Origin of the sequence: Parafilimonas sp., from assembly GCF_047606085.1 — a bacterium.
Lineage (GTDB): Bacteria > Bacteroidota > Bacteroidia > Chitinophagales > Chitinophagaceae > Parafilimonas.
Genome location: NZ_JASGEX010000182.1, coordinates 1 through 19,776 on the forward strand (window position 1 = coordinate 1; position 19,776 = coordinate 19,776).

At 41.7% G+C, this 19,776-nt stretch carries 21 protein-coding genes and 1 pseudogene; 13 read left to right on the top strand and 9 right to left on the bottom strand.

All coding sequences use genetic code 11. The features are described from left to right. The 10 genes from QM629_RS15775 to QM629_RS15820 all read left to right on the top strand — a co-directional run. A partial coding sequence (locus tag QM629_RS15775; protein WP_415160853.1) for a hypothetical protein occupies positions 1–252 on the top strand: 252 nt, incomplete at its 5' end. Between the two features lie 100 nt (positions 253–352). Next, positions 353–1,162, top strand: a complete 810-nt coding sequence (locus QM629_RS15780; RefSeq protein ID WP_415160854.1) for a hypothetical protein — start codon at positions 353–355, stop codon at positions 1,160–1,162. A 191-nt stretch (positions 1,163–1,353) separates the two neighbouring features. Further along, the gene (locus tag QM629_RS15785) at positions 1,354–3,645 is read left to right on the top strand and encodes a GH92 family glycosyl hydrolase (protein ID WP_415160855.1); all 2,292 of its coding nucleotides are present in this window, start codon (positions 1,354–1,356) and stop codon (positions 3,643–3,645) included. Between the two features lie 369 nt (positions 3,646–4,014). Then, the gene (locus QM629_RS15790) at positions 4,015–4,365 is read left to right on the top strand and encodes a carboxypeptidase-like regulatory domain-containing protein (RefSeq protein WP_415160856.1); all 351 of its coding nucleotides are present in this window, start codon (positions 4,015–4,017) and stop codon (positions 4,363–4,365) included. Beyond that, entirely contained in the window at positions 4,290–5,348 is a 1,059-nt protein-coding gene (locus QM629_RS15795) for a RagB/SusD family nutrient uptake outer membrane protein (protein ID WP_415160857.1), read from the top strand. The genes QM629_RS15790 and QM629_RS15795 overlap by 76 nt, the downstream gene beginning before the upstream one ends. A gap of 200 nt (positions 5,349–5,548) precedes the next feature. Continuing rightward, positions 5,549–6,913, top strand: a complete 1,365-nt coding sequence (locus QM629_RS15800) for a sulfatase-like hydrolase/transferase (protein WP_415160858.1) — start codon at positions 5,549–5,551, stop codon at positions 6,911–6,913. 89 nt (positions 6,914–7,002) lie between these two features. After that, positions 7,003–8,163, top strand: coding sequence for an ATP-binding protein (locus QM629_RS15805; RefSeq protein ID WP_415160859.1), 1,161 nt, complete (start codon positions 7,003–7,005; stop codon positions 8,161–8,163). 39 nt (positions 8,164–8,202) lie between these two features. After that, positions 8,203–9,750, top strand: a complete 1,548-nt coding sequence (locus QM629_RS15810; protein WP_415160860.1) for a sulfatase — start codon at positions 8,203–8,205, stop codon at positions 9,748–9,750. A 31-nt stretch (positions 9,751–9,781) separates the two neighbouring features. Next, entirely contained in the window at positions 9,782–11,314 is a 1,533-nt protein-coding gene (locus QM629_RS15815; RefSeq protein ID WP_415160861.1) for an arylsulfatase, read from the top strand. An 18-nt stretch (positions 11,315–11,332) separates the two neighbouring features. Next, entirely contained in the window at positions 11,333–12,121 is a 789-nt protein-coding gene (locus tag QM629_RS15820; protein ID WP_415160862.1) for a carbon-nitrogen hydrolase family protein, read from the top strand. A gap of 81 nt (positions 12,122–12,202) precedes the next feature. On the opposite strand, the gene QM629_RS15825 is transcribed toward QM629_RS15820, so the two are convergent. Genes QM629_RS15825 through QM629_RS15835 form a run of 3 tightly spaced genes read right to left on the bottom strand, consistent with a single transcriptional unit; the run spans position 12,203 to position 14,328 of the window. Next, on the bottom strand, positions 12,203–12,682 hold the full coding sequence (locus QM629_RS15825; protein ID WP_415160863.1) for a hypothetical protein: 480 nt from the start codon (positions 12,680–12,682) through the stop codon (positions 12,203–12,205). A gap of 35 nt (positions 12,683–12,717) precedes the next feature. Next, complete coding sequence (locus QM629_RS15830) at positions 12,718–13,617, bottom strand: IS1595 family transposase (RefSeq protein WP_415160864.1); 900 nt, start codon at positions 13,615–13,617, stop codon at positions 12,718–12,720. A 27-nt stretch (positions 13,618–13,644) separates the two neighbouring features. After that, a complete protein-coding gene (locus QM629_RS15835; RefSeq protein ID WP_415160865.1) occupies positions 13,645–14,328 on the bottom strand; it encodes a hypothetical protein in 684 nt (227 codons plus the stop codon). Between the two features lie 27 nt (positions 14,329–14,355). Here QM629_RS15835 and QM629_RS15840 point away from each other — a divergent pair, with 27 nt between their 5' ends. Then, complete coding sequence (locus tag QM629_RS15840) at positions 14,356–14,637, top strand: DUF488 family protein (RefSeq protein ID WP_415160866.1); 282 nt, start codon at positions 14,356–14,358, stop codon at positions 14,635–14,637. Positions 14,638–14,641: 4 nt separating this feature from the next. Continuing rightward, entirely contained in the window at positions 14,642–14,893 is a 252-nt protein-coding gene (locus tag QM629_RS15845) for a DUF488 family protein (RefSeq protein ID WP_415160867.1), read from the top strand. 207 nt (positions 14,894–15,100) lie between these two features. Here QM629_RS15845 and QM629_RS15850 read toward each other — a convergent pair whose 3' ends face one another. After that, complete coding sequence (locus tag QM629_RS15850; protein WP_415160868.1) at positions 15,101–15,274, bottom strand: hypothetical protein; 174 nt, start codon at positions 15,272–15,274, stop codon at positions 15,101–15,103. 7 nt (positions 15,275–15,281) lie between these two features. On the opposite strand from QM629_RS15850, the gene QM629_RS15855 reads away from it, so the two are divergent. Further along, entirely contained in the window at positions 15,282–15,590 is a 309-nt protein-coding gene (locus QM629_RS15855; RefSeq protein WP_415160869.1) for a septal ring lytic transglycosylase RlpA family protein, read from the top strand. Positions 15,591–15,758: 168 nt separating this feature from the next. Here the strand turns inward: QM629_RS15855 and QM629_RS15860 are convergent, their stop codons facing one another. The 5 genes and pseudogenes from QM629_RS15860 to QM629_RS15880 all read right to left on the bottom strand — a co-directional run bounded on the left by QM629_RS15860 (position 15,759) and on the right by QM629_RS15880 (position 19,715). Continuing rightward, entirely contained in the window at positions 15,759–16,007 is a 249-nt protein-coding gene (locus QM629_RS15860) for a glycoside hydrolase family 30 beta sandwich domain-containing protein (protein ID WP_415160883.1), read from the bottom strand. 12 nt (positions 16,008–16,019) lie between these two features. Next, positions 16,020–17,194, bottom strand: a pseudogene (locus tag QM629_RS15865) (glycoside hydrolase family 30 protein); the annotation flags it as partial. A 466-nt stretch (positions 17,195–17,660) separates the two neighbouring features. Further along, on the bottom strand, positions 17,661–18,230 hold the full coding sequence (gene lptC / locus QM629_RS15870; RefSeq protein ID WP_415160870.1) for an LPS export ABC transporter periplasmic protein LptC: 570 nt from the start codon (positions 18,228–18,230) through the stop codon (positions 17,661–17,663). A gap of 106 nt (positions 18,231–18,336) precedes the next feature. Further along, positions 18,337–19,062, bottom strand: a complete 726-nt coding sequence (locus tag QM629_RS15875) for a type III pantothenate kinase (RefSeq protein ID WP_415160871.1) — start codon at positions 19,060–19,062, stop codon at positions 18,337–18,339. Between the two features lie 5 nt (positions 19,063–19,067). After that, the gene (locus QM629_RS15880; protein WP_415160872.1) at positions 19,068–19,715 is read right to left on the bottom strand and encodes an LON peptidase substrate-binding domain-containing protein; all 648 of its coding nucleotides are present in this window, start codon (positions 19,713–19,715) and stop codon (positions 19,068–19,070) included. Positions 19,716–19,776: the final 61 nt, after the last annotated feature.

A 19,776-nucleotide genomic window follows, 5' to 3' on the forward strand; every position in this document is an offset into this window, starting at 1 on the left:
AAAAGACAGGCTGAAAAGCATGAGCAGAAAGTGGTAGAGCAAAATAAAAGGCTTAAAGACATTGCTTATTTAAATGCGCATATAGTAAGGGCGCCGCTGGCAAATATCCTGGCCTTAACCAGCCTGATTGATGAAACCAAAATACCCGATGAGGAAACAAGGGAACTCATCCATTACCTGCAGGAATCTGCTGAAATACTCGATAACAATATCAGGGATATTATTTCAAAAGCCACTTACATTCAACATTAGTGTATTTTCTGTATTTTAATAATTGCGAATAGCTTAAAAAGATAATTTTACCGCCCTTAATAAAACCTGCTGTCACAGGTTTTTAAAAATTACGACGTTAATGAGTTTGATAGATCAGCCGGAAATTAAAGCCAAACAAAAAAAATATTACCATTTTGCCAGTTTTTCATTGTTGGTGATGTTAGTGAATGTTGTGGTTGATTTTTGCAAAGGCCGTATTATTTCCGGCTTATTAGATCTGATATTTGCCCTCGTTTTAATGGTGGTTGTATATTTTATCCGCGCAGGAAAAACAAAATATGTGATTGGCACTATTGTTATATCCTCCAACACCTTCATTATTTTGCTTGTTTATTCAGAAGGGCTTGATTCGGGTGGCTTTTTTTATTTATTGCCCCTGCTTTTTTCCATACCCTTTTTATTAAGCAACCGTAAAAACATGCTGAAGGAAAGCGTTTTATATCTCACATTAACAGTTGCTTCGTTTTGTGCCTGCATATTGTTTTGTGAACATAACAGTTCATGGCAAATTATTCCGCCCAGCCAGCGCCCGGTTCAGTTTGCATTTAACAGTATAACAGCAACTATTTTATGCAGTGTTTTTGCTTACATAGGAATATATTTTGAGAGGAAAACAAAGGAAGAACTGATTAATGCTAAAAGACAGGCTGAAAAGCATGAGCAGAAAGTGGTAGAGCAAAATAAAAGGCTTAAAGACATTGCTTATTTGAATGCACATGTTATAAGGGCGCCGCTGGCAAATATCCTGGCCTTAACCCACCTGATTGATGAAACCAAAATACCCGATGAGGAGATGATGGAACTGATTCATTACCTGCAGGAATCTGCTGAAATGCTCGATAACAATATCAGGGATATTATTTCAAAAGCCACTTATATTAACGATTAACCTGCATGCACATATCAATTAATGCTATGTGAATAAAGATGGCAGTTTACATGTATTCCCCATTCTTGACGTTTGGCGATACACATACACACCGCTCCCAACTCATCCTTACCTTAACCCAAATTGTTTTAATACGGTTCTTTCAAAAATAATCAGCAGTTTTGCGGCTCTTCAATTTAAAAGCAAGGCTGATGTCTAAATATTATTCATTTCTTTTATTAGCTATTCCATTTTTCGCTTCAGCACAAAATAACAGTGAAAATTATGTGCAGTATGTAAAACCAATCATTGGCACACAGCGCATGGGGCATACTTTTCCCGGCGCAACCGTTCCGTTTGGCATGGTACAGTTAAGCCCCGATACGGATACCATTCCTTATGAAATGAATGGCCGTTACAACCCTGACGTATATAAATATTGTGCGGGCTACCAGTACGATGATAAAACCATTGTTGGTTTCAGCCACACACATTTTAACGGCACCGGCCATTCCGATTTGGGCGATTTTTTAATTATGCCAACTGTGGGCGCCTTACAGTTAAACCCCGGTACGGCAGGCGATGCGGCATCAGGCTTCCGTTCATCTTTTTCGCATAAGGAGGAAGCAGCAGCAGCTGATTATTATAAGGTGAAATTAAATAAGTATAACATTCTTGCCGAGCTTACTGCAACAACGCGTGTGGGCTTTCACCAATACACTTTTCCAAAAAGCGACAGCGCCCATATCATCCTCGATTTAATGAGCGGTATTTACAACTATGATGGCAAAAATATCTGGGCCTATTTAAGAATTGAAAACGATACGCTGGTTACCGGCTATCGCCAAACCAATGGCTGGGGCAGAACAAGATATTTATATTTTGCCATGAGCTTTTCAAAACCGTTCATCGCTTATGGCAATAAAAATTTTTCTAAACAGCAGGTATATCGCGGGTTTTGGGGAAGATGGAACCAAAGCAGAAACTTTCCCGAAATAGCAGGCGAACAAATTCGCGCTTACTTCGATTTTAAAACAGATGAAGGCGAAAAGATAAAGATCAAATTTTCGCTATCGCCGGTAAGCACGGCAGGCGCTTTACAAAACTTAAGAACGGAAGCGCCGGGCTGGGATTTTGACGCCGTTAAAAATGCCGGCCAGCAGCAATGGCAGCAGGAATTAAGCAAGATCGCTATTCAGTCAAAAAGCAATGAGGAGAAAATAAATTTTTATACGGCCATGTATCATGCCTTCATCAACCCAACAACTTATATGGATGTGGATGGTTCTTACCGCGGGCTTGATCAGAATATTCATAAAGCAGACGGCTTTACCAACTACACCACCTTTTCTTTGTGGGATACGTATCGTGCATTACATCCTTTATTAAACATCATTCAGCCTGAACGCAATGCAGATATGATCAGCTCTATGCTGGCGCATTACAATCAAAGTGCAGAGCACATGCTGCCAATATGGAGCAACTCGGCCAATGAGAACTGGTGTATGACGGGTTATCACAGCGTGCCTGTAATTGCCGAAGCCATTGTTGAAGGCAATACACAAGGCTTTGATTCGAATAAAGCATTGGATGCCTGCATTGCCACCAGCAGCAACAGGAGTTATGATGGCCTGAATTATTATCTTGATAAAGGTTATATTCCTATTGATAAAAACGGAACGGCCGTTTCTACCACGCTGGAGTATGCTTTTGACGACTGGAGCCTGGCGCAGGCTGCAAAGAAGCTTGGCAGGATGGATGTTTATAACGAATACATGAAACGTTCTGAAAATTTTAAAAATGTATTTGATTCATCTGTTCATTTTATGCGGCCAAGGTTAAGTGATGGAAGTTTCAGGAAAAATTTTGATGTGCTCACAACAAACGGCCAGGGTTTTATTGAAGGCAATGCATGGAATTACAGTTTATACGTACCGCACCAGCCCGAACAGTTAATTGCCATGATGGGTGGAAAAAAACGTTTTATTGAGCATCTTGATTCTTTATTCACCATGCATTTGCCTGATGAATTTTTTGCAGAAACAGAAGATATAACCCGCGATGGCATCATTGGCAATTATGTGCATGGCAACGAGCCTTCCCATCACGTAGCTTACTTATACAATTTTGCCGGCATGCCCTGGAAAACACAGGAACGTGTGCGCATGATACTGCAAAAACAATATCATACCGGCCCGGATGGCCTGGGCGGCAACGATGATTGCGGGCAAATGAGCGCCTGGTATATTTTTACCACGCTGGGCTTTTACCCCGTAGCGCCGGGCAGCGGGCAGTATTCCCTCGGCAGCCCCGCTATTGATGATGCCGTACTGCATTTGGAAAATGGTAAAACATTCGAGGTGCAGGCCATCAATCAAAGCGATAACAATGTGTATGTAAAAAAGGTTTTACTGAATGACAAGCCGCTGGATCGTTTGTATATTACATACAATGAAATTATGAACGGCGGCAAACTGGTGTTTTATATGAGTGAGAAAAAATAGTCCGGAAGTCAGAAGACCCTTTCCTGCTTCCGGGCTTCCCGACTCTCTGACTTTCGGGACTGGCTGGCAGATAGCAGCCCTTGCCATTAAATCTGTATTAAACCTGCTGAATTATTTTCCGCTTTTTTTAAATTTTCAGGTCTGGTATCCTTTTATATCAATAGCCGAAATCCTTGCAGGCAGGGAAAACACTGGATGGAGATATACATTTCAGGCATACCATAATATTTTATACAATCGTTTCCATACGCTTTACCCGGCATGTTTGCTTAATTTTACACTTCAAATATTCACACAAAATAATTAAAGGCAAACACTCCCTATAAGAAAAAAGCTTGAAAAAAGGATAAGGCTGCTTATCCTCGCACTATGTTTTCCGTTTTCGGCATTATTGGCACAGCAACCGGTACAGCCACCAATGCACAGGGCCGGTTTACAATTAAAGCGCCCGAAAACGCCACGCTCGTATTTAGTTTCATTGGCTATGCACAACAGGAACTGCCGGCCGGCAGCGGCGCTGTTATCATCACTACAAAAAGAGGCAAGTCAAAAGGCATTGCTATTGATGTAAACAGCAATACCATGGCCGCCTTAGGTTATATAGCCATACCTAAAATACAAACATCGTACGGCAACTGTCAACTTTGTATGACTTTATCAATACGGAACTGGCTGAAATTGCACCACTGCTGCCGCTTGCTTATACCGGCGATGATATAGGCCGTGTTACCCGCGGCGCGGCGCTGGCATTAAAAGCGCGTTTGAATTTATACGCAGGCCGCTATACAGATGCAGCCACAGATGCGAAAGCTGTGATTGACCAGAATACTTATTCTTTATACCCACAGTATAGTGCTTTGTTTTCTTATGCAGCCGAAAACAACCAGGAAGTAATACTGGATGAACAATTTATTGCTTCGTCTTATTCCAATAGCGTTTTTTACCTGCTGGCGCCATACAGCCAGAAAAGCAGCCAGAGCACCTATGTTCCTACAAAAGCTTACGCGGACCAGGTTCAAACGGCAGACGGTTTGGATATTACCGATGCTGGAAGCGGGTATGACTCAACCCATCCTTATGTGAACAGAGACCCGCGTTTATCCTTTTCTGTTTTTCTGGATGGTGATGTATTGCCGGGAGGAAATGTATTTCATCCTGCGCCCAACAGCGGCACCGCAGATGCTGTTGGAAATACGTATATAGCATCCACTACAGGGTTCAATATAAAAAAGTATATTAATGCCGATGATTATGCAACACCTTCCAATTGCGGTATTAATATAATACTGATAAGATATGCCGAAGTGCTGCTAACGTATGCCGAGGCAAAAATAGAAGCAGGCGATATTGATCAATCGGTTTATGACGCAATCAATACGGTGCGAAACGGAAGATATGATGTAAAGCTCCCGTCAATTGCAACCGGTTTAACACAGGATGAGCTGAGAAATATTGTACGAAAGGAAAGAACGGTGGAACTGGCTTTTGAAGGCCTGCATCTGGCTGATATACGCAGATGGAAAACAGCGGCTTCCGTTGTGCCGGGCCCGGTGTATGGCATTACTTATGAAGACAATGGTGCATTCAAGACCATTCAGGTGGCTGTAACCAGGGAGTTTATTGATCCCAAACATTATTTATGGCCTGTACCGCAAACAGAAATTACACAAGACCCTGATTTAACCCAGAATGTAGGTTGGTAATGAATAAATGTGTTTTTTGCAGGCAATAATTTTTTATACAATTATTCAATGTTATTGACTTAAGGTTTAAATTCTTTGAAATATTCAATAATCATTCTGCAGAGGTTTACAATTGAACATTGATTTATTGTGTGTATTGAATATTGAGTGTTTTCTTAAGTCAGTAACATATATACAATCATCCATAATTAAACCAGTTTATGCTATTAAAAAGATTAGTAACCCTAACAGCAATTATAGCTTTGCTATCGCCGGATGCCATATCACAGCAAAAGCCCAACATCGTTTTTGTATTAACGGATGATATGGGTTATTCCGATTTAAGCACTTATGGTAATCCGGTTATTCAAACGCCCTTTCTCGACGGGATGGCGAATGCAGGATTAAAAGCCACCAACTATGTTGTAACCACGCCTTCCTGTTCTCCTTCACGGGCATCGCTGCTCACAGGGCGCTATGCCACAAGGTATAATATCCCCGTGCCTTTAAGCCCCAGCGATAAACGCGGCCTGCCCGACCAGGAGGTAACGCTTGCCGAAGTGCTGAAGCAGGCCGGTTATAATACAGCAATGATTGGCAAATGGCACCTCGGGGATGACAAGCCTTTTCAGCATCCTATAGCACAGGGCTTCGATTCTTATTATGGGTTACTGTACAGCCACGATTATCGTTATCCGTATGTAAAAACAGATACCACCATCAAGCTGTTCAGAAACCGCGAGCCGGAAATTATAAAGCCGGAAGATTCTTTGCTAACGCCATTATATACACGTGAAGCCATCTCCGTCATTAACAAACAAACCAGTAACAAACCATTCTTTTTATACCTGGCATTCAATATGCCGCATCTTCCCGTAGCATTCGCAGCGAAAGCGGCTTCGCTGGCAGGCAGGCAGGACGCAGGGCCATTGGGCGCAGTAATTGAGGAAATGGATAGTTGCCTGGCATTGATATGGAAAAAGCTGGAAGACAAAAAACTGGCTGATAATACCATATTCATTTTTTCGAGCGATAACGGGCCCTGGGCCACTTATCCTGAAAGAATGTCCGGCGACAGTGTTACACAGCGATTTCATGTGGGTGCCGCCGGTATCTTCCGTGGATCAAAAGGCGAATCGTATGAAGGCGGTGTAAGGGAGCCGTTTATTATTTACTGGAAAAATCACATAGCACCGTCTGTCTTATACAACCCTGTCAGCAACCTTGATGTGCTGCCCACGCTGGCTGCATGGGTAAAAGCGCCGCTTCCGCAGGGAAGAACGCTGGATGGCCAGGATATAGGCGACCTGCTGACAGGAAAAGCGAACCGGAAGGAATATGTGCACCGTCCTATTTATATTAATAACTATGGCAAAGCCGAAGCTGTGCGTGTGGGCGCCTGGAAATACCGAGAAGCGCCTGCCGGCATCAACTCAATCACAGGGAAATCTCAGGAAATGGTAAAGGAGCTGTTTAATATCAACCAGGATCCCGGCGAACGTGTGAATGTTATTGGCCGTTATCCTGAAAAAGCAGCCGATCTGAAAAAGCTTTTTGACGCTTACCCGGGGCTTACAGAAAATTAGCGCCGGGTTGTTCAGGGTTTATATCCGGTATTTAAATTGATTGGTACAAATCTGGTAATTAACTACCATATTTGTACCAAATTATATGTATGGTTACGAGAGATGCTGAAAGCCTGTTGAAAAAATATGCCAGGCAATTCCGGTCATTGGCCGTAATCGGGCCAAGGCAATCCGGGAAAACCACATTGGTGTGCAAAGTTTTTTCCCGCAAACCTTATGTTTCGCTTGAAAACCCCGATGAACGGCTTTTTGCTGTGCAGGACCCCAGGGGATTTCTCAGCAGGTTCAAAAGCGGGGCAATATTAGATGAGGTGCAAAGGGCCCCTGAACTTTTCAGTTACCTGCAGCAAATACTCGACCGCACCAATAAGGATGGTTTATTTATTCTTACGGGCAGCAATAATTTTTTATTGCAATCATCCATCTCCCAGTCGCTTGCAGGCAGGATAGGTTATATTGACCTTTTCCCTTTATCTTCATCTGAAATAAATCTTTTTGATAAAAGGCCTGCCGAGCTTGCTGAGTATATTTTTTATGGGGGGTATCCCGAACTCTTTGACAAAAGCAGAACGCCGTCAATATGGTATCCTTCATACATAAGAACATACATTGAGCGTGATGTAAAGCAATTGAAAAATATAGAAAACACCGTGCTCTTTAACAGGTTTATACAATTGTGCGCAGGCAGAATTGGCCAGCAGTTGAACACTGCTGCATTAAGCAATGAATGCGGGATAGATGTTAAAACCGTTAATGCATGGCTTAGCATACTGCAGAGCAGTTTTATTATTTACCTTTTACAGCCACACTTTCAGAATTTTAATAAACGGGTGGTAAAAACACCTAAACTGTATTTTTCCGATACCGGGGTTGCATGTTCGCTGCTTGGTATAAGAAAACCGCAGGAAATAAGCGTTTCGCCATTCTATGGCGCATTGACTGAAAATTTTTGTATCAACGACTTATTGAAAAAAAAGTATAACACTGCAGGCAGCACAAGTTTTTTTTACTGGCGCGATAATAAAGGTGTGGAAATTGACCTGCTTTTAGATACCGGTAAAAAGCTCATACCTGTTGAAATAAAGGCGGCACAAACATTCAATGAGAGCTTTTTGAAGAATATGATTTATTGGAATAATATTTCAGGCAATACCGGCGGGATTTTGATATATGGCGGTGAACATGAATATAAACGAAGTGACAAAATACAGCTAACAAGCTGGAAGAATTTAAAATCAATAAAGCTGTGAGCAGCTAAAAAAAATATTTCGTTAACCAAATATGCAGCAATGAAGCAAGCAATACTGATTATTTTTCTTGCATTTTCAATCAATGTTTTTTCACAACAGCAGCGATCAATTAAGCCCAACATTATTGTTTTTTTAGTAGATGATATGGGGTGGATGGATACTTCTGTGCCGTTTTATGATAGTGTGATGCCATTAAACAAACGCTATCATACACCCAATATGGAAAGGCTTGCTGCGGAAGGCGTAAAGTTCACCAATGCTTATGGCCAGCCGGTTTGCACACCTTCAAGAAGCAGCATGATGAGCGGCATGAATGCATCAGGAACGCATATTACCAACTGGACTTCCCCCAACAATGGTGATGATGCAGATGCACCGGATAGTTTTATGGCGCCGCTTAACTGGAATAAAAGCGGTTTAAACCCCGATGCTGAAGCAGCAGGTATGGCACATGCCACACCCTTTCCTAAGCTGTTAAAAGATGCCGGGTATTATACCATTCAGGTTGGCAAAGCCCATTGGGGCGCAACCGGTACACCCGGCGCTAACCCGTATAATTTTGGTTTTATGGTAAACATTGCAGGCCATGCAGGCGGCCATCCGCAGAGTTATTTATCAGAGCAGCGATATGGCAATATGCCCGGCAAAGCACAGCCACAGGCTGTTCCGGATTTGGAGCAATATTATAATACCGGCACATTTTTAACTGAAGCTTTAACACGCGAAGCCATTAAAGCGATTGAAGCGCCGATTGAAAGACAAGAACCTTTCTATTTAAACATGTGCCATTATGCAGTGCATACGCCTATAATGGCCGACCCGCGCTTTGTGCAGAAATATTATGATGCAGGTTTGGATAGCGCAGAAGCAAAATATGCAGGCTTACTGGAAGGCATGGACAAAAGCCTTGGTGATATTATGGATTATTTACACGAGAAAAAGGTTGATGATAACACCATCATCATTTTTATGAGCGATAATGGCGGGCTTGATCATCACCAGCGCGGCGGCCCCGGTAACACACACAATTATCCTCTACGTTCAGGAAAAGGTTCTGTGTATGAAGGCGGCATTCGCGAACCAATGATTGTAAAATGGCCGGGCGTTGTTCAGCCTAATACCATCAATAAAAATCCGATAATTATTGAAGATTTTTTTCCTTCCATTTTGGAAATGGCTAATGTGCAAACCAACAACATCATTCAAAAAACAGACGGGAAAAGCTTTGTGCCTTATCTAAAAAATGCAGCACTTAAAGAAGCAGACAGGCCTTTGATTTTTCATTATCCCAATAAATGGATTAATATAAGTTTAAGCGATGAAGAAAAGTATGGGATCAATTATTATACAGCTATGCGCTATGGCAACCGGAAACTTATCTACCGCATGCGCAATCAAAAATTTGAGTTGTACGATTTAAGCAAAGACATACGCGAAGAGCATAACCTTGCAGCGGCATATCCTGATGAAGTAAAAAAACTCGCCATTATTTTTGGTAAAACATTAAAAGAGCGTAATGCCCAAATGCCTGTAGAAAAATCAACAGGAAAAGCAGTGCCATTGCCCGATGAAGTTTTTAATAAATGATAACTTTATTTTTACCGTATAGAATTTAAGGATGATAAAGAACAGCCTTTTCTTAAGCCTTTTTACATTGATTGTTTTTTGTGCAGCAGCACAAAACAAACCCAATATTGTTTACATACTCGCAGATGATTTAGGTTATGGCGATGTTGGCTGTTATGGCCAGCAAAAGATTGAAACGCCGAATATTGATGCACTGGCAAAAGAAGGCAAACGGTTTACGCAGCATTATGCATTTCCGGTTTGTGCGCCGTCAAGGTATTCATTAATGACGGGCATTAACTCCGGCAAAGCTTACATACGCGGCAATGATGAATGGGGAGAGCGCGGCGATGTATGGAATTTTAAGGCAATGGAGGCCAATCCTTTCCTCGAAGGGCAACTGCCCATACCTGATTCCACATTTACAATTGCCGAACTCTTAAAAGGCGCAGGTTATGCAACGGCGCTTGTGGGCAAATGGGGACTGGGCACGCCTTTCAGCAATGGCGAACCCAATAAACAGGGGTTCGATTATTTCTACGGCTTTATTTGCCAGCGGCAGGATCATACCTATTACAGCGGCCATTTGTGGGAGAATGAAATGCGTGTGCCATTGAATAATAAGATTATTGATCCGCAGGTACGTTTTCCAAAAGATAAAGATTCATTGGATGAAAAGAACTTTGAAGTGTATCAGCAAAAAGATTATGCACCCGGCTTTTTAATTAAAGCCGCACTGAATTTTATTGATAAAAATGCGGGCAAGCCTTTCTTCCTGTATTATGCTTCGCCATTGCCGCATGTATCATTGCAGGCGCCAAAGAAATGGGTGGAGTATTATCATAAAAAATTTGGAGATGAAAAGCCGTATATGGGCGGCAGTTATTTCCCCTGCCGTTATCCAAGGTCCACGTATGCAGCCATGATATCAACGCTGGATGAACAGGTAGGGCAGATAGTTGCTGAATTAAAAAAGAAAGGTTTGTATGATAATACCATTATTATGTTTTGCAGCGATAATGGCCCTTCGTTTGGCGGCGTTGGTGTTGATGCGCCTTACTTCAACAGCGGTGGTTTATTTAAAAGTGAATCAGGCTGGGGCAAAGGCTCTGTGCATGAAGCCGGTATCCGCGAACCGTTTATTGTTTCCTGGCCGGGCAAAATAAAAGCAGGCTCAACTTCTGACATGGTATCTGCAACCATTGATATGATGCCTACGTTTTGCGAATTGCTGCATATTCCTTCACCCAAAAATATTGACGGCATAAGCATACTGCCTGAAATATTAGGTAAGGCGCAAACACAACAGCATCCTTATTTATACTGGGAATACCCCGAATATGGCGGCCAGGTTGCGGTACGTATGAACAACTGGAAAGGCGTGATATTAAACATCAACAAAGGTAATATGCAATGGCAGTTATTTGATTTAAGCACAGATATACAGGAACAGCACGATGTGGCTGCACAACATGCTGACATTATTCAGCAGATGGATGCCATTGTAAAAAAAGAACACCATACGCCAGAAGTAAACACTTTCCTGATGCCTGCGCTTGAGGAAAAGTACGGTAAATCAAAATGAGCTGTAACTTCACGCCTTATGAAAATAGCGCTGTGTTCTCCGTTATATCCAAAGTCAGTTGATGATGCGGTCAGTCAGTTGAGAAAATGGGTGGAAGATGCGGCCAGGCAAAACGCAGCCATCATTTGTTTTCCTGAAACGTATATTCCGGGTTACCCGCTTGATCTGGGCAACGCCCCAAAAACTTCCCCGGAAGTATTGAAGGATGCTTTGCAAAAAGCCTGTGCCATAGCAAAAGAAAATTCAATCGTCATTATCCTGCCCATGGACTGGTATGAAGATGACAGGTTTTTAAATGTGGCGTTTGTGCTCTCAGAAAAAGGCGAAATATTGGGTTATCAACCCAAGGTGCAGCTTGATCCTTCTGAAGATAGTTTATGGTATGCAGGCAAAGGCCGCAGGCTGTTTGAAGTGCAGGGCCTAAAGTTCGGCATCTCTGTTTGCCATGAAGGTTTCCGTTATCCCGAAACGGTAAGATGGGCGGCCAGGCAGGGCGCTGCTATTGTTTTTCACCCGCATTTTGCAGGCAGCGATGTGGAAGGCGTTGAGCTGAAGGAGTGGGGCCATATCGGTAATCCTTATTATGAAAAGGCTATGATGATGCGGTCTGTTGAAAACACGATATATTTTGCCAGCATAAATTATGCAACCAGGTACCAGGAATCTGCCACTTCTTTTATTGCGCCTGATGGGAAACTGATAGCGCACCAGCCTTATGGCAGGGCCGGCGTATTGGTGACTGATATAGACCCCGCATTAGCAACCGCCAAAATAGCAAAAAGGTTTAAGGCAGATGAATATATATAATTCAATGCTGTTGATTTAAGAAAAGCCCGCATTATTCAGAAGAAACAAATTATTACCATTGAAATTGCGCCTAAAGCTATATTACATAGTTGCATCTCCTGTTTGCGGAGGCACCAGTTTACTCTTTAAATAGGTATCGGTATAATCAATCTTAACCTCAACCCACATAGGCAGGTGGTCGCTCATTTGGTAGGTGCGCCAATAGGTTTTATAATACAGCGATTTATTTTTTCTTTCTGTGCCCGCAGCCGTGGTATTATACGCTTCGCCCATCATGGGCACATACAAAGCCTCGTCTCCCTCCGTAAAAACCACTTCGTAATAATTAAACACGCCGGCATTGCCTGTGGCCTCAAATTTATCCGGCCGCACTTTAAAAGCAATCTGGTCGTAAAATTTATTCTGCAGGGCGTTGGAAGGCAGGTTCTGCAATTGCGGCGGTATTTCAAAACCTGCTTTCAAAATGGCTGAATAGGTTTCATCTTCCGGGCTGTAAATATTAAAGTCGCCCAGCAGCACAAAATTATTCGACCACTCATATTTACCATCGGCTTTATGCACAAGCGCATTGGCAATATTTTTATAGGTATAGGCGTTTAGTTATCCTTCTTTGGTAGCCTCACAGGCTCATTGACAATCATTTTCTTTACCAACAAATCAAACATAGAACTCATACTGTTTCGCCTGTTGTAGCGATAATGGTACTCGTCAAGATACCCCTGAAGGTGTTCTTCACTACAATGATGGTGAATGCCCCTTAACCAACCTTTTAAATTCATTATGTGAATATGCATATCTGGAAAATTTTTCCCTTCATTGGAAGGTATCTGTTTTAAATTGGGGTATTCTTTTTTTAATGGTAAATATCCTCTCCATTCATCTGTAATTACAACAGCGTTCATGTCAATGTAGTTATTGAAGAATGGTTTAAAATCCTGTGATGACGCACTTTCGATTACCTGGGCATAAGCTCTCCCAACACCATCCTGTACTTTTTCCAATGCAACGACAACTAATCTTTTTTCTCCTTTACTTCTACCCCGCTTTTGCTCCTCTGGGTGCCCTATATAAAATTCATCAACATGTACCTCTCCCTTTAAAGGATTTTGTTTGCTACTCTGCATTGCTTGTTGGATTTTCCATTTGAACGACCAACAAGTTTTTTGGCGTAATTCAAATTCCCTGCTTAATTCCAGCGTTGACATCCCTTTCTTCTTCGTCACGATTTTAAAAACAATATTCATTGCAGTAAGCAAGGGGAACTTGACCTTGTCAAACATCGTTCCTGCTGTGGGGCTTTCATCCTTCTTGCATTTAAGGCAACGTCGGTTATATAATCGGCTACCTTTAATATACTTTGTATTTCCGCACTTTTTGCAATGATAGCCTTGCTCCCATTTAATGTCAGCTATATACGCCCGACAATCTTCATCGGTTTTAAAGTACTGGTTAAACTTTATTGAATTCATGCCAGTAAATTTATCCCGATTTCCCATAGACAAATCTATGGAATATTGGGATAACTAAACGCCTATACCTATATTTTTAATTTCCGCTATCCGGCCGGGATCGTTGGCTACAGATGTGCCATATAAAATATGAACGGTAGATAGGATAAAGTCAGTCCATCCGGCCTTAAACCCGCACATATACGGCGTTCGGGCAAGCTGTTTAACGGGCTGGTAAATAGTCTGGCCCGTTTCAGGATCTTTGGTTTCAAAAGGCGGCAATACAACTTCTCCCGCAAGGCCGCCAAACTTTACTTTTCTTGTATCAAAAACAAAAGCCAGCCTTTCCTGGTTGCCCTGCCTGCCTTCTGTAACATCAGTAACAATGTATTCCCAGTAACCGCCCAGAATACGTATGAGCTTTTTCAGGGCTTTTAAATCCTGCCGTACTTCCTGTATAGCTATAATATCAAATTTTGAAATAACTTCCGCTATGTAATAATAAGCTTCTTCGGCACGGTCTCCATAAGCTGGCGAATCAAATTCCCGTATATTCCAGGATGCGATAAGCAGGTTTTTCTCAAGCTGCTTTTGAGGTATTTCGCCGCTGAGCCTTGTGCGCAGCTTAAGCAACCTTTCAATAGTGCGTTTGCCATTAGGAGTACGGGGGTCAATGTTTTGATAGGAAGGCATAATATCTGAATAAAAAGTATAAGAATTGCTGTTTTTTAGTCGCTTTGCTGTATGTAAAGAAATCAATTTTCTGAAATATAAACTGGATGTGTTATGATGTGCCAAAAAGAAATATGGACAATAGGACATTCCACAAGAACGCTTGAACATTTTGTGAGAATGCTTAAACCCTTCCATATACAGTTACTGGCCGATATAAGAAGCTTTCCCGGCTCAAAGCGCGTACCGCAGTTTAATAAAGAAAACCTTGAACAAATAATGCCGGCCAGCGGCATTGAATATGTGCATGTAAAATTACTGGGCGGAAGAAGGCCTGTGCACAAAGATTCAAAAAATACCGGATGGAAACACCCCGGCCTTTCGCGGTTATGCTGATTATATGGAAACAGATGATTTTAAAAAGGGTGTTGAACAACTGGAAAGCATGGCAATTAAAAAACGCACTGCTTATATGTGCGCTGAGGCGGTTTGGTGGCGCTGCCACCGCTCCATGGTTTCTGATTATTTAAAGCTTGCAGGCTGGCAGGTGCATCATATTATGGAAGTGAATAAACAGGAAGAACATCCTTACACAAAGCCTGCAAGAATTATAAATGGAAAATTATCTTATGGTGAAGCAACCTTATTGTAATGAATATTGCATTGAAAATCAGCACAATCCATAAAACAAGATATTTAATTGCCCATTTTTAAGAATAAAAGCTTATTTTGCACCCCATTTGTGGAATGAAAGGTATGGCATGATAATTGCGATTCGAGCCAAGATTTTTAAAGAAGAAGATTAAGCGTATTACTGAGAAAGGACTTACTTATTTTATTCATTTAAAGTCTTAGTGCTTTACAAATCATCTACCATGAAGAAATTTTGTGTGATTACGGTTCTTTTACTTTGTTCAGCTTTGTTTTCCAATGTAAATAGCCGTGCTAACGTTGCTGACTGGCCGCCCATTTTTTCTTTTTCAAAGAAATCTGGCAATGCATCATCATCTAAGAGCAGCTCTAAAAATTTCATAACTGGCTTGGCTACTTATTACGCAAACCAGTTTGAAGGTAATTTAACGGCAACCGGCGAAGTTTTTCATCATAGCGATCTTACTGCTGCCAGCAATATGTTTGCATTGAATACCTGGGTTAAAGTAACAAATATCCTGACCGGCAAGTCCATTATCGTTCGCATTAACGACAGGATGCACCCCAGGATGAATGAAAAAGGAAGGGTGCTTGATCTTACCTTAACAGGCGCAAAACAGTTAAAGATTGTTAACCGCGGCATTGCCAAAGTAAAGATTGAGCCGCTTACAGCAAACCAGGCTACCGCAGGCAACTAAGTTTTTCCTGGCATCTCCACTTTTCACAGCAACAACGGCAATAAAAGTTTATTTGTTTATATAAGTTTGCAGGCTTTCCTGTTTTTTAAAAAGATCACAGAAAATCACTGTGGTCTTTTGTTTTAAGAAATATATCTCCAGGATTTAATTAGCAGAAAGATCGAAAGATTATTGAACAATTAAGGTGCTGATGGAATGCGGCAGGCTGGTTGTTTCCGCAGCTTCGCCATCAATCCATAAATCATACTTCATCTCACTGTCTGAAGTATTCAGCACCACAACAGCAAGTTTACCATCGGGATTAATGAAGGCCGTGGTTTGCAGTTTATCCCGGTTGCTGGCAGCACCCACACGCTGTGCGCCGGGGCGAATGAATTTAGAGAACTGCCCGATATAATAATAGCTGTTGGTGTACATAAGCTTACCGGTTTTTGTATCGGCGTGAATAGGTGCAAAGCAAAAATTACCCGCATGATTGGGACCTCCAGTCTCATCCAGCAAAATATTCCAGTCGGTCCAGGCCACAGTGCCGCAATTAAAATCGTTGAGCATAGATGTGCCGTAGCGTTCACCCAGGGCCCAGTTGTATATTTTGGAAAGGTCGAATTTTCCACGCAGCCTTCAGTAAAAATTAAATATTTTGAAGGGAAAGCTTCGCCTGTAAGCCTTACATTCTGAAACTGCATGGCGCTGCCGGTCCAGGTTTCGTACCAGTGAAAGCCAATGCCCCAAACATATTTCGCAGCATCGCGGTCATTTAAAATAGTGCCGGCGCGCTGGTAAATAAGGTCGCGGTTATGGTCCCAGCAAATAAGGTTTTTATTGCCCAGGCCATTTTTGGCAAGCATGGGGCCGAGATAGTTTTTTATGAAATCACGCTCCTCTTCGGCCGTATAAATGCAGGATTCCCAGGTTTGTTTTGCCATCGGCTCATTCTGAACAGATAAGCCCCAAACCGGGATATTTTTTGATTCATAGGTTTTTATAAACTTCACGTAATAATTAGCCCAGCTTTGCTTAAAATCATTTTTCAGCTTGCCGCCATGCAGCATGTCGTTATTGTCTTTCATCCATGCCGGCGGGCTCCAGGGCGAAACGAATAATTTAAAATTGCCATTGGCCGCTTGCTGCACTTCTTTTATAAAAGGGATTTTATATTTTTCATCGTGCGCTACATTGAATGTTTTCAGATCCTTATCGTTGTCTTCAACATAATTGTAGGTATCGCTGCTAAAGTCGCTGCTGTTTATGGTCGTTCTGCCAAAATTGTAGCCAATGCCTTCTATCGTATCATAATAGGCTTTCAATAATTCCTGCCGGCTTGCCTGCGGTATTTTATAAAAAGTTTCGGCCGAAGCATCGGTTAAGGCGCCGCCAATGCCAATGAGTTTTTGAAATTTGGTGCGTGTATCCACAAATATGCAAACCTGTGTTTCAAAAGGCTGGCCTATATGTGTGAAGTGCAGGCTGTCGGTAAGGCTTATGCGATAATCTGTATTCCGGGCGGTGGTATAAACCAGCGCTTTTTTATTAAGCACTGAATTTTGCTGGCCGCTGCAAAACAACAAACCAGAAGCAGCAAATAAGGTTAGAAAGAATTTCATGCAATCATTTTTTCAAATGTATAAAGCATTTGTTTACATTTTTAAATAAATCGCATAGGGTGCATTTTAGATTTTCGCTTCATGCGCGGCACTCCGGTCGGTGAGACACCATAGCCGTCAACTTAGGAGAAACACGATTAATAAAAGACCCCGAATGGGGTTTAATTTAAATAGCCATCGGTGCAACTGGTGGGCAAATGAAACGGTTTTGATATTGAATCCGCTGCGCGGGTTCAACAAAAACATCAACATTTTTACCGTGAGTTTCGCTCACGGCTATTCAAATTCAAGCCCTTTGGGCTTAAGTTGACGGCTATGGTGAGACACCCACCTGCGGAAATTGAAATACACCCATCGCGTACACGCTCCTTTACTAACGGGATGCATAGCATTAAGCATTAAAATGTTTAAATGTGTTAAGCGAATTATAGCATTTTTCATCTTCAGTGTGGCATTGCCTTATAAGTTAGTTCGATGGTAAAGTGCTGTCAGGCACGCTGATGGGGCCTTTGGCATTTGTAATGGTCCAGCTTGAGAAATTCTGGTTGGCAGTAAGCCCTGTTCCGTCAATTTTTTCATCGGGCTTGCGAATGTGCACATCTTTATTGGTATAAATAAGTTCTCTTTCCTGATCCCACCATAATTCTTCGCTGCGCAGCGTATCGCCCTCCATATTAAATACGATCACGCTGTCCCTTAAAAATACCAAATGTTTATTGGAATAGTACAAACCATATTTTGCAAACAGTTTGCTTTGCAGCTTTACACTGTCGTAAAAGTCCACATGAAGAGTTTTGGGAAATTCGGTTTTAGGCGTATCGGCCTGTAGCATCGTCATTAAAGGCGAAGTAAGTTTTGCTTTTGTAAGCCCGTTCTGGCTAAAATAGCTTAGAACATTTGTTGCCGTATCAGTTGGAATTTTTTTTGTGGCCAGGTTTTGCACCTGCTGGTAATCGTTGTGGCAGGCATACAAAAAAAAACAGCCGGCTATACAGGCTGCTTTGATGAATTTTATATAAGGTAATTTATAAATCATGCTTCACCTTGTAAATAAAACTCTCCAGTTCCATATCTGGAAAATGGAGAGTTTCCGGCTAAATAAATACTGCATAGCAACAAGAAAAAAACAAGGAAAACAATATTTAGCCATTGGTTTCACTAAGTGCATACAAACCATTAAACATTAAATGAGAGTCTGCAAATATCTTGTTTTTGATAAGAGGTACAAAAAAGCCCATATCTCCTCCGGTTAAATGCACGTTAAAGTTGCTATATCTAAGATTATACTCGTCAATACAGCCATCCATCTCCTTTGCCATTCCTAAAATAACGCCGCTTTGCAGGTTAGTGGCGGTATCGTAGCCAATAAGCGGAAAGTTGGAGCTGGCAGTTTCCAAAGGCAGCCTGGCGGTAAACTGGTTCATGGCTCTAAAACGCATATTAAGCCCTGGAGAAATAGCACCCCCTAAAAATTCATGAAACTTATTTACAAAATTGTAGGTAATGCAGGAGCCTAAACCAATAATAAGATTATGTTGTTTAGGATAAAAATAAACCGCTGCCGCTACCAGCGCCAGCCTGTCAGCGCCCACCGTTTCCGGTTTGCCCACCGGTATGGTAAAAGGCAGTTTTGATTTTTCGCTAAGCTTGTGAAATTTTGTTTTTGCATCAAGCAGGGTTTCTATTTCGGGATTATGATTGATTACAGATGACAATATTGATCTTCCGGGCTTTTCTTCGGCAATAATTTTTTCTATTGCAGCAATGCTGTCATCTTCAAGTGTTATTACTTTCGATATTTCCTTATTATTGAACACGGCACATTTAAGGCGCGTATTACCAAAATCGAAGCAGAGCGTAGTTTTCATAATTGCTATTTGCCGAAATTAAAATCAAAGCCTTTTAGTTCTTTAAAATGCCCGTTTAGCTGAATTTTCTTTTTAAGGTTTTCTATGCCAGCCACCACAGGGATGGTTTTTTGCAGATGGCGGCGCAAATATTCCATCCGCTGGTCTTCGCGCAGCAAGCACAAAAGCTCATACTCCTCCTCCAATGAAAGCGCCGAATGGTGGGCAATATCATAGCTCTTCAATGTGTCATCAGGCTTATTGAAATTTTTTTGTACGCCCAGCAGCCGGTGCAGTTCCCGCATGGCACCCACTATTTTTTGCACATGCCGGCTTACACCATCCTCATCATGCTGCAAATGTTTTACAATAGCCCCGCTATATAATTTGGCGGGTATAGAATTAATTACTTCCAGCACCCGGAACAGGCTTATGCCTTCAGTTTTAATATCCATTTTTCCATCAGCATATTGCTTTACAACTTCCGTTATGCGCACCAGGGTACCTGTTTCGGCAATCTTATTTTTTAAAACAGGCGGAATGCCAAACATTTTTTTCTCCTTAAAACATTCAGCTACCAATTGCTTATACCTGTCTTCAAAAATATGCAGGTTAAGTTGTTCGCCCGGGTAAACTACAATCTCAAGAGGAAATATCGGAATAAAATTCGTCATAGCACAAAGGCAAAAATAAACATTGAACCCTACTTAGAAAGTAACTGGCTTATTTTTAATA

Bases quoted from the DNA above. Each gene is read 5' to 3' on its own strand.
- QM629_RS15780 (WP_415160854.1), top strand. From the start codon at position 353: ATGAGTTTGATAGATCAGCCGGAAATTAAAGCCAAACAAAAAAAATAT.
- QM629_RS15785 (WP_415160855.1), top strand. From the start codon at position 1,354: ATGTCTAAATATTATTCATTTCTTTTATTAGCTATTCCATTTTTCGCT.
- QM629_RS15790 (WP_415160856.1), top strand. From the start codon at position 4,015: ATGTTTTCCGTTTTCGGCATTATTGGCACAGCAACCGGTACAGCCACC.
- QM629_RS15800 (WP_415160858.1), top strand. From the start codon at position 5,549: ATGCTATTAAAAAGATTAGTAACCCTAACAGCAATTATAGCTTTGCTA.
- QM629_RS15805 (WP_415160859.1), top strand. From the start codon at position 7,003: ATGGTTACGAGAGATGCTGAAAGCCTGTTGAAAAAATATGCCAGGCAA.
- QM629_RS15810 (WP_415160860.1), top strand. From the start codon at position 8,203: ATGAAGCAAGCAATACTGATTATTTTTCTTGCATTTTCAATCAATGTT.
- QM629_RS15815 (WP_415160861.1), top strand. From the start codon at position 9,782: ATGATAAAGAACAGCCTTTTCTTAAGCCTTTTTACATTGATTGTTTTT.
- QM629_RS15820 (WP_415160862.1), top strand. From the start codon at position 11,333: ATGAAAATAGCGCTGTGTTCTCCGTTATATCCAAAGTCAGTTGATGAT.
- QM629_RS15830 (WP_415160864.1), bottom strand. From the start codon at position 13,617: ATGGGAAATCGGGATAAATTTACTGGCATGAATTCAATAAAGTTTAAC.
- QM629_RS15840 (WP_415160866.1), top strand. From the start codon at position 14,356: ATGATGTGCCAAAAAGAAATATGGACAATAGGACATTCCACAAGAACG.
- QM629_RS15845 (WP_415160867.1), top strand. From the start codon at position 14,642: ATGGAAACAGATGATTTTAAAAAGGGTGTTGAACAACTGGAAAGCATG.
- QM629_RS15850 (WP_415160868.1), bottom strand. From the start codon at position 15,274: ATGAAATTTTTAGAGCTGCTCTTAGATGATGATGCATTGCCAGATTTC.
- QM629_RS15860 (WP_415160883.1), bottom strand. From the start codon at position 16,007: ATGTACACCAACAGCTATTATTATATCGGGCAGTTCTCTAAATTCATT.
- lptC (WP_415160870.1), bottom strand. From the start codon at position 18,230: ATGATTTATAAATTACCTTATATAAAATTCATCAAAGCAGCCTGTATA.
- QM629_RS15875 (WP_415160871.1), bottom strand. From the start codon at position 19,062: ATGAAAACTACGCTCTGCTTCGATTTTGGTAATACGCGCCTTAAATGT.
- QM629_RS15880 (WP_415160872.1), bottom strand. From the start codon at position 19,715: ATGACGAATTTTATTCCGATATTTCCTCTTGAGATTGTAGTTTACCCG.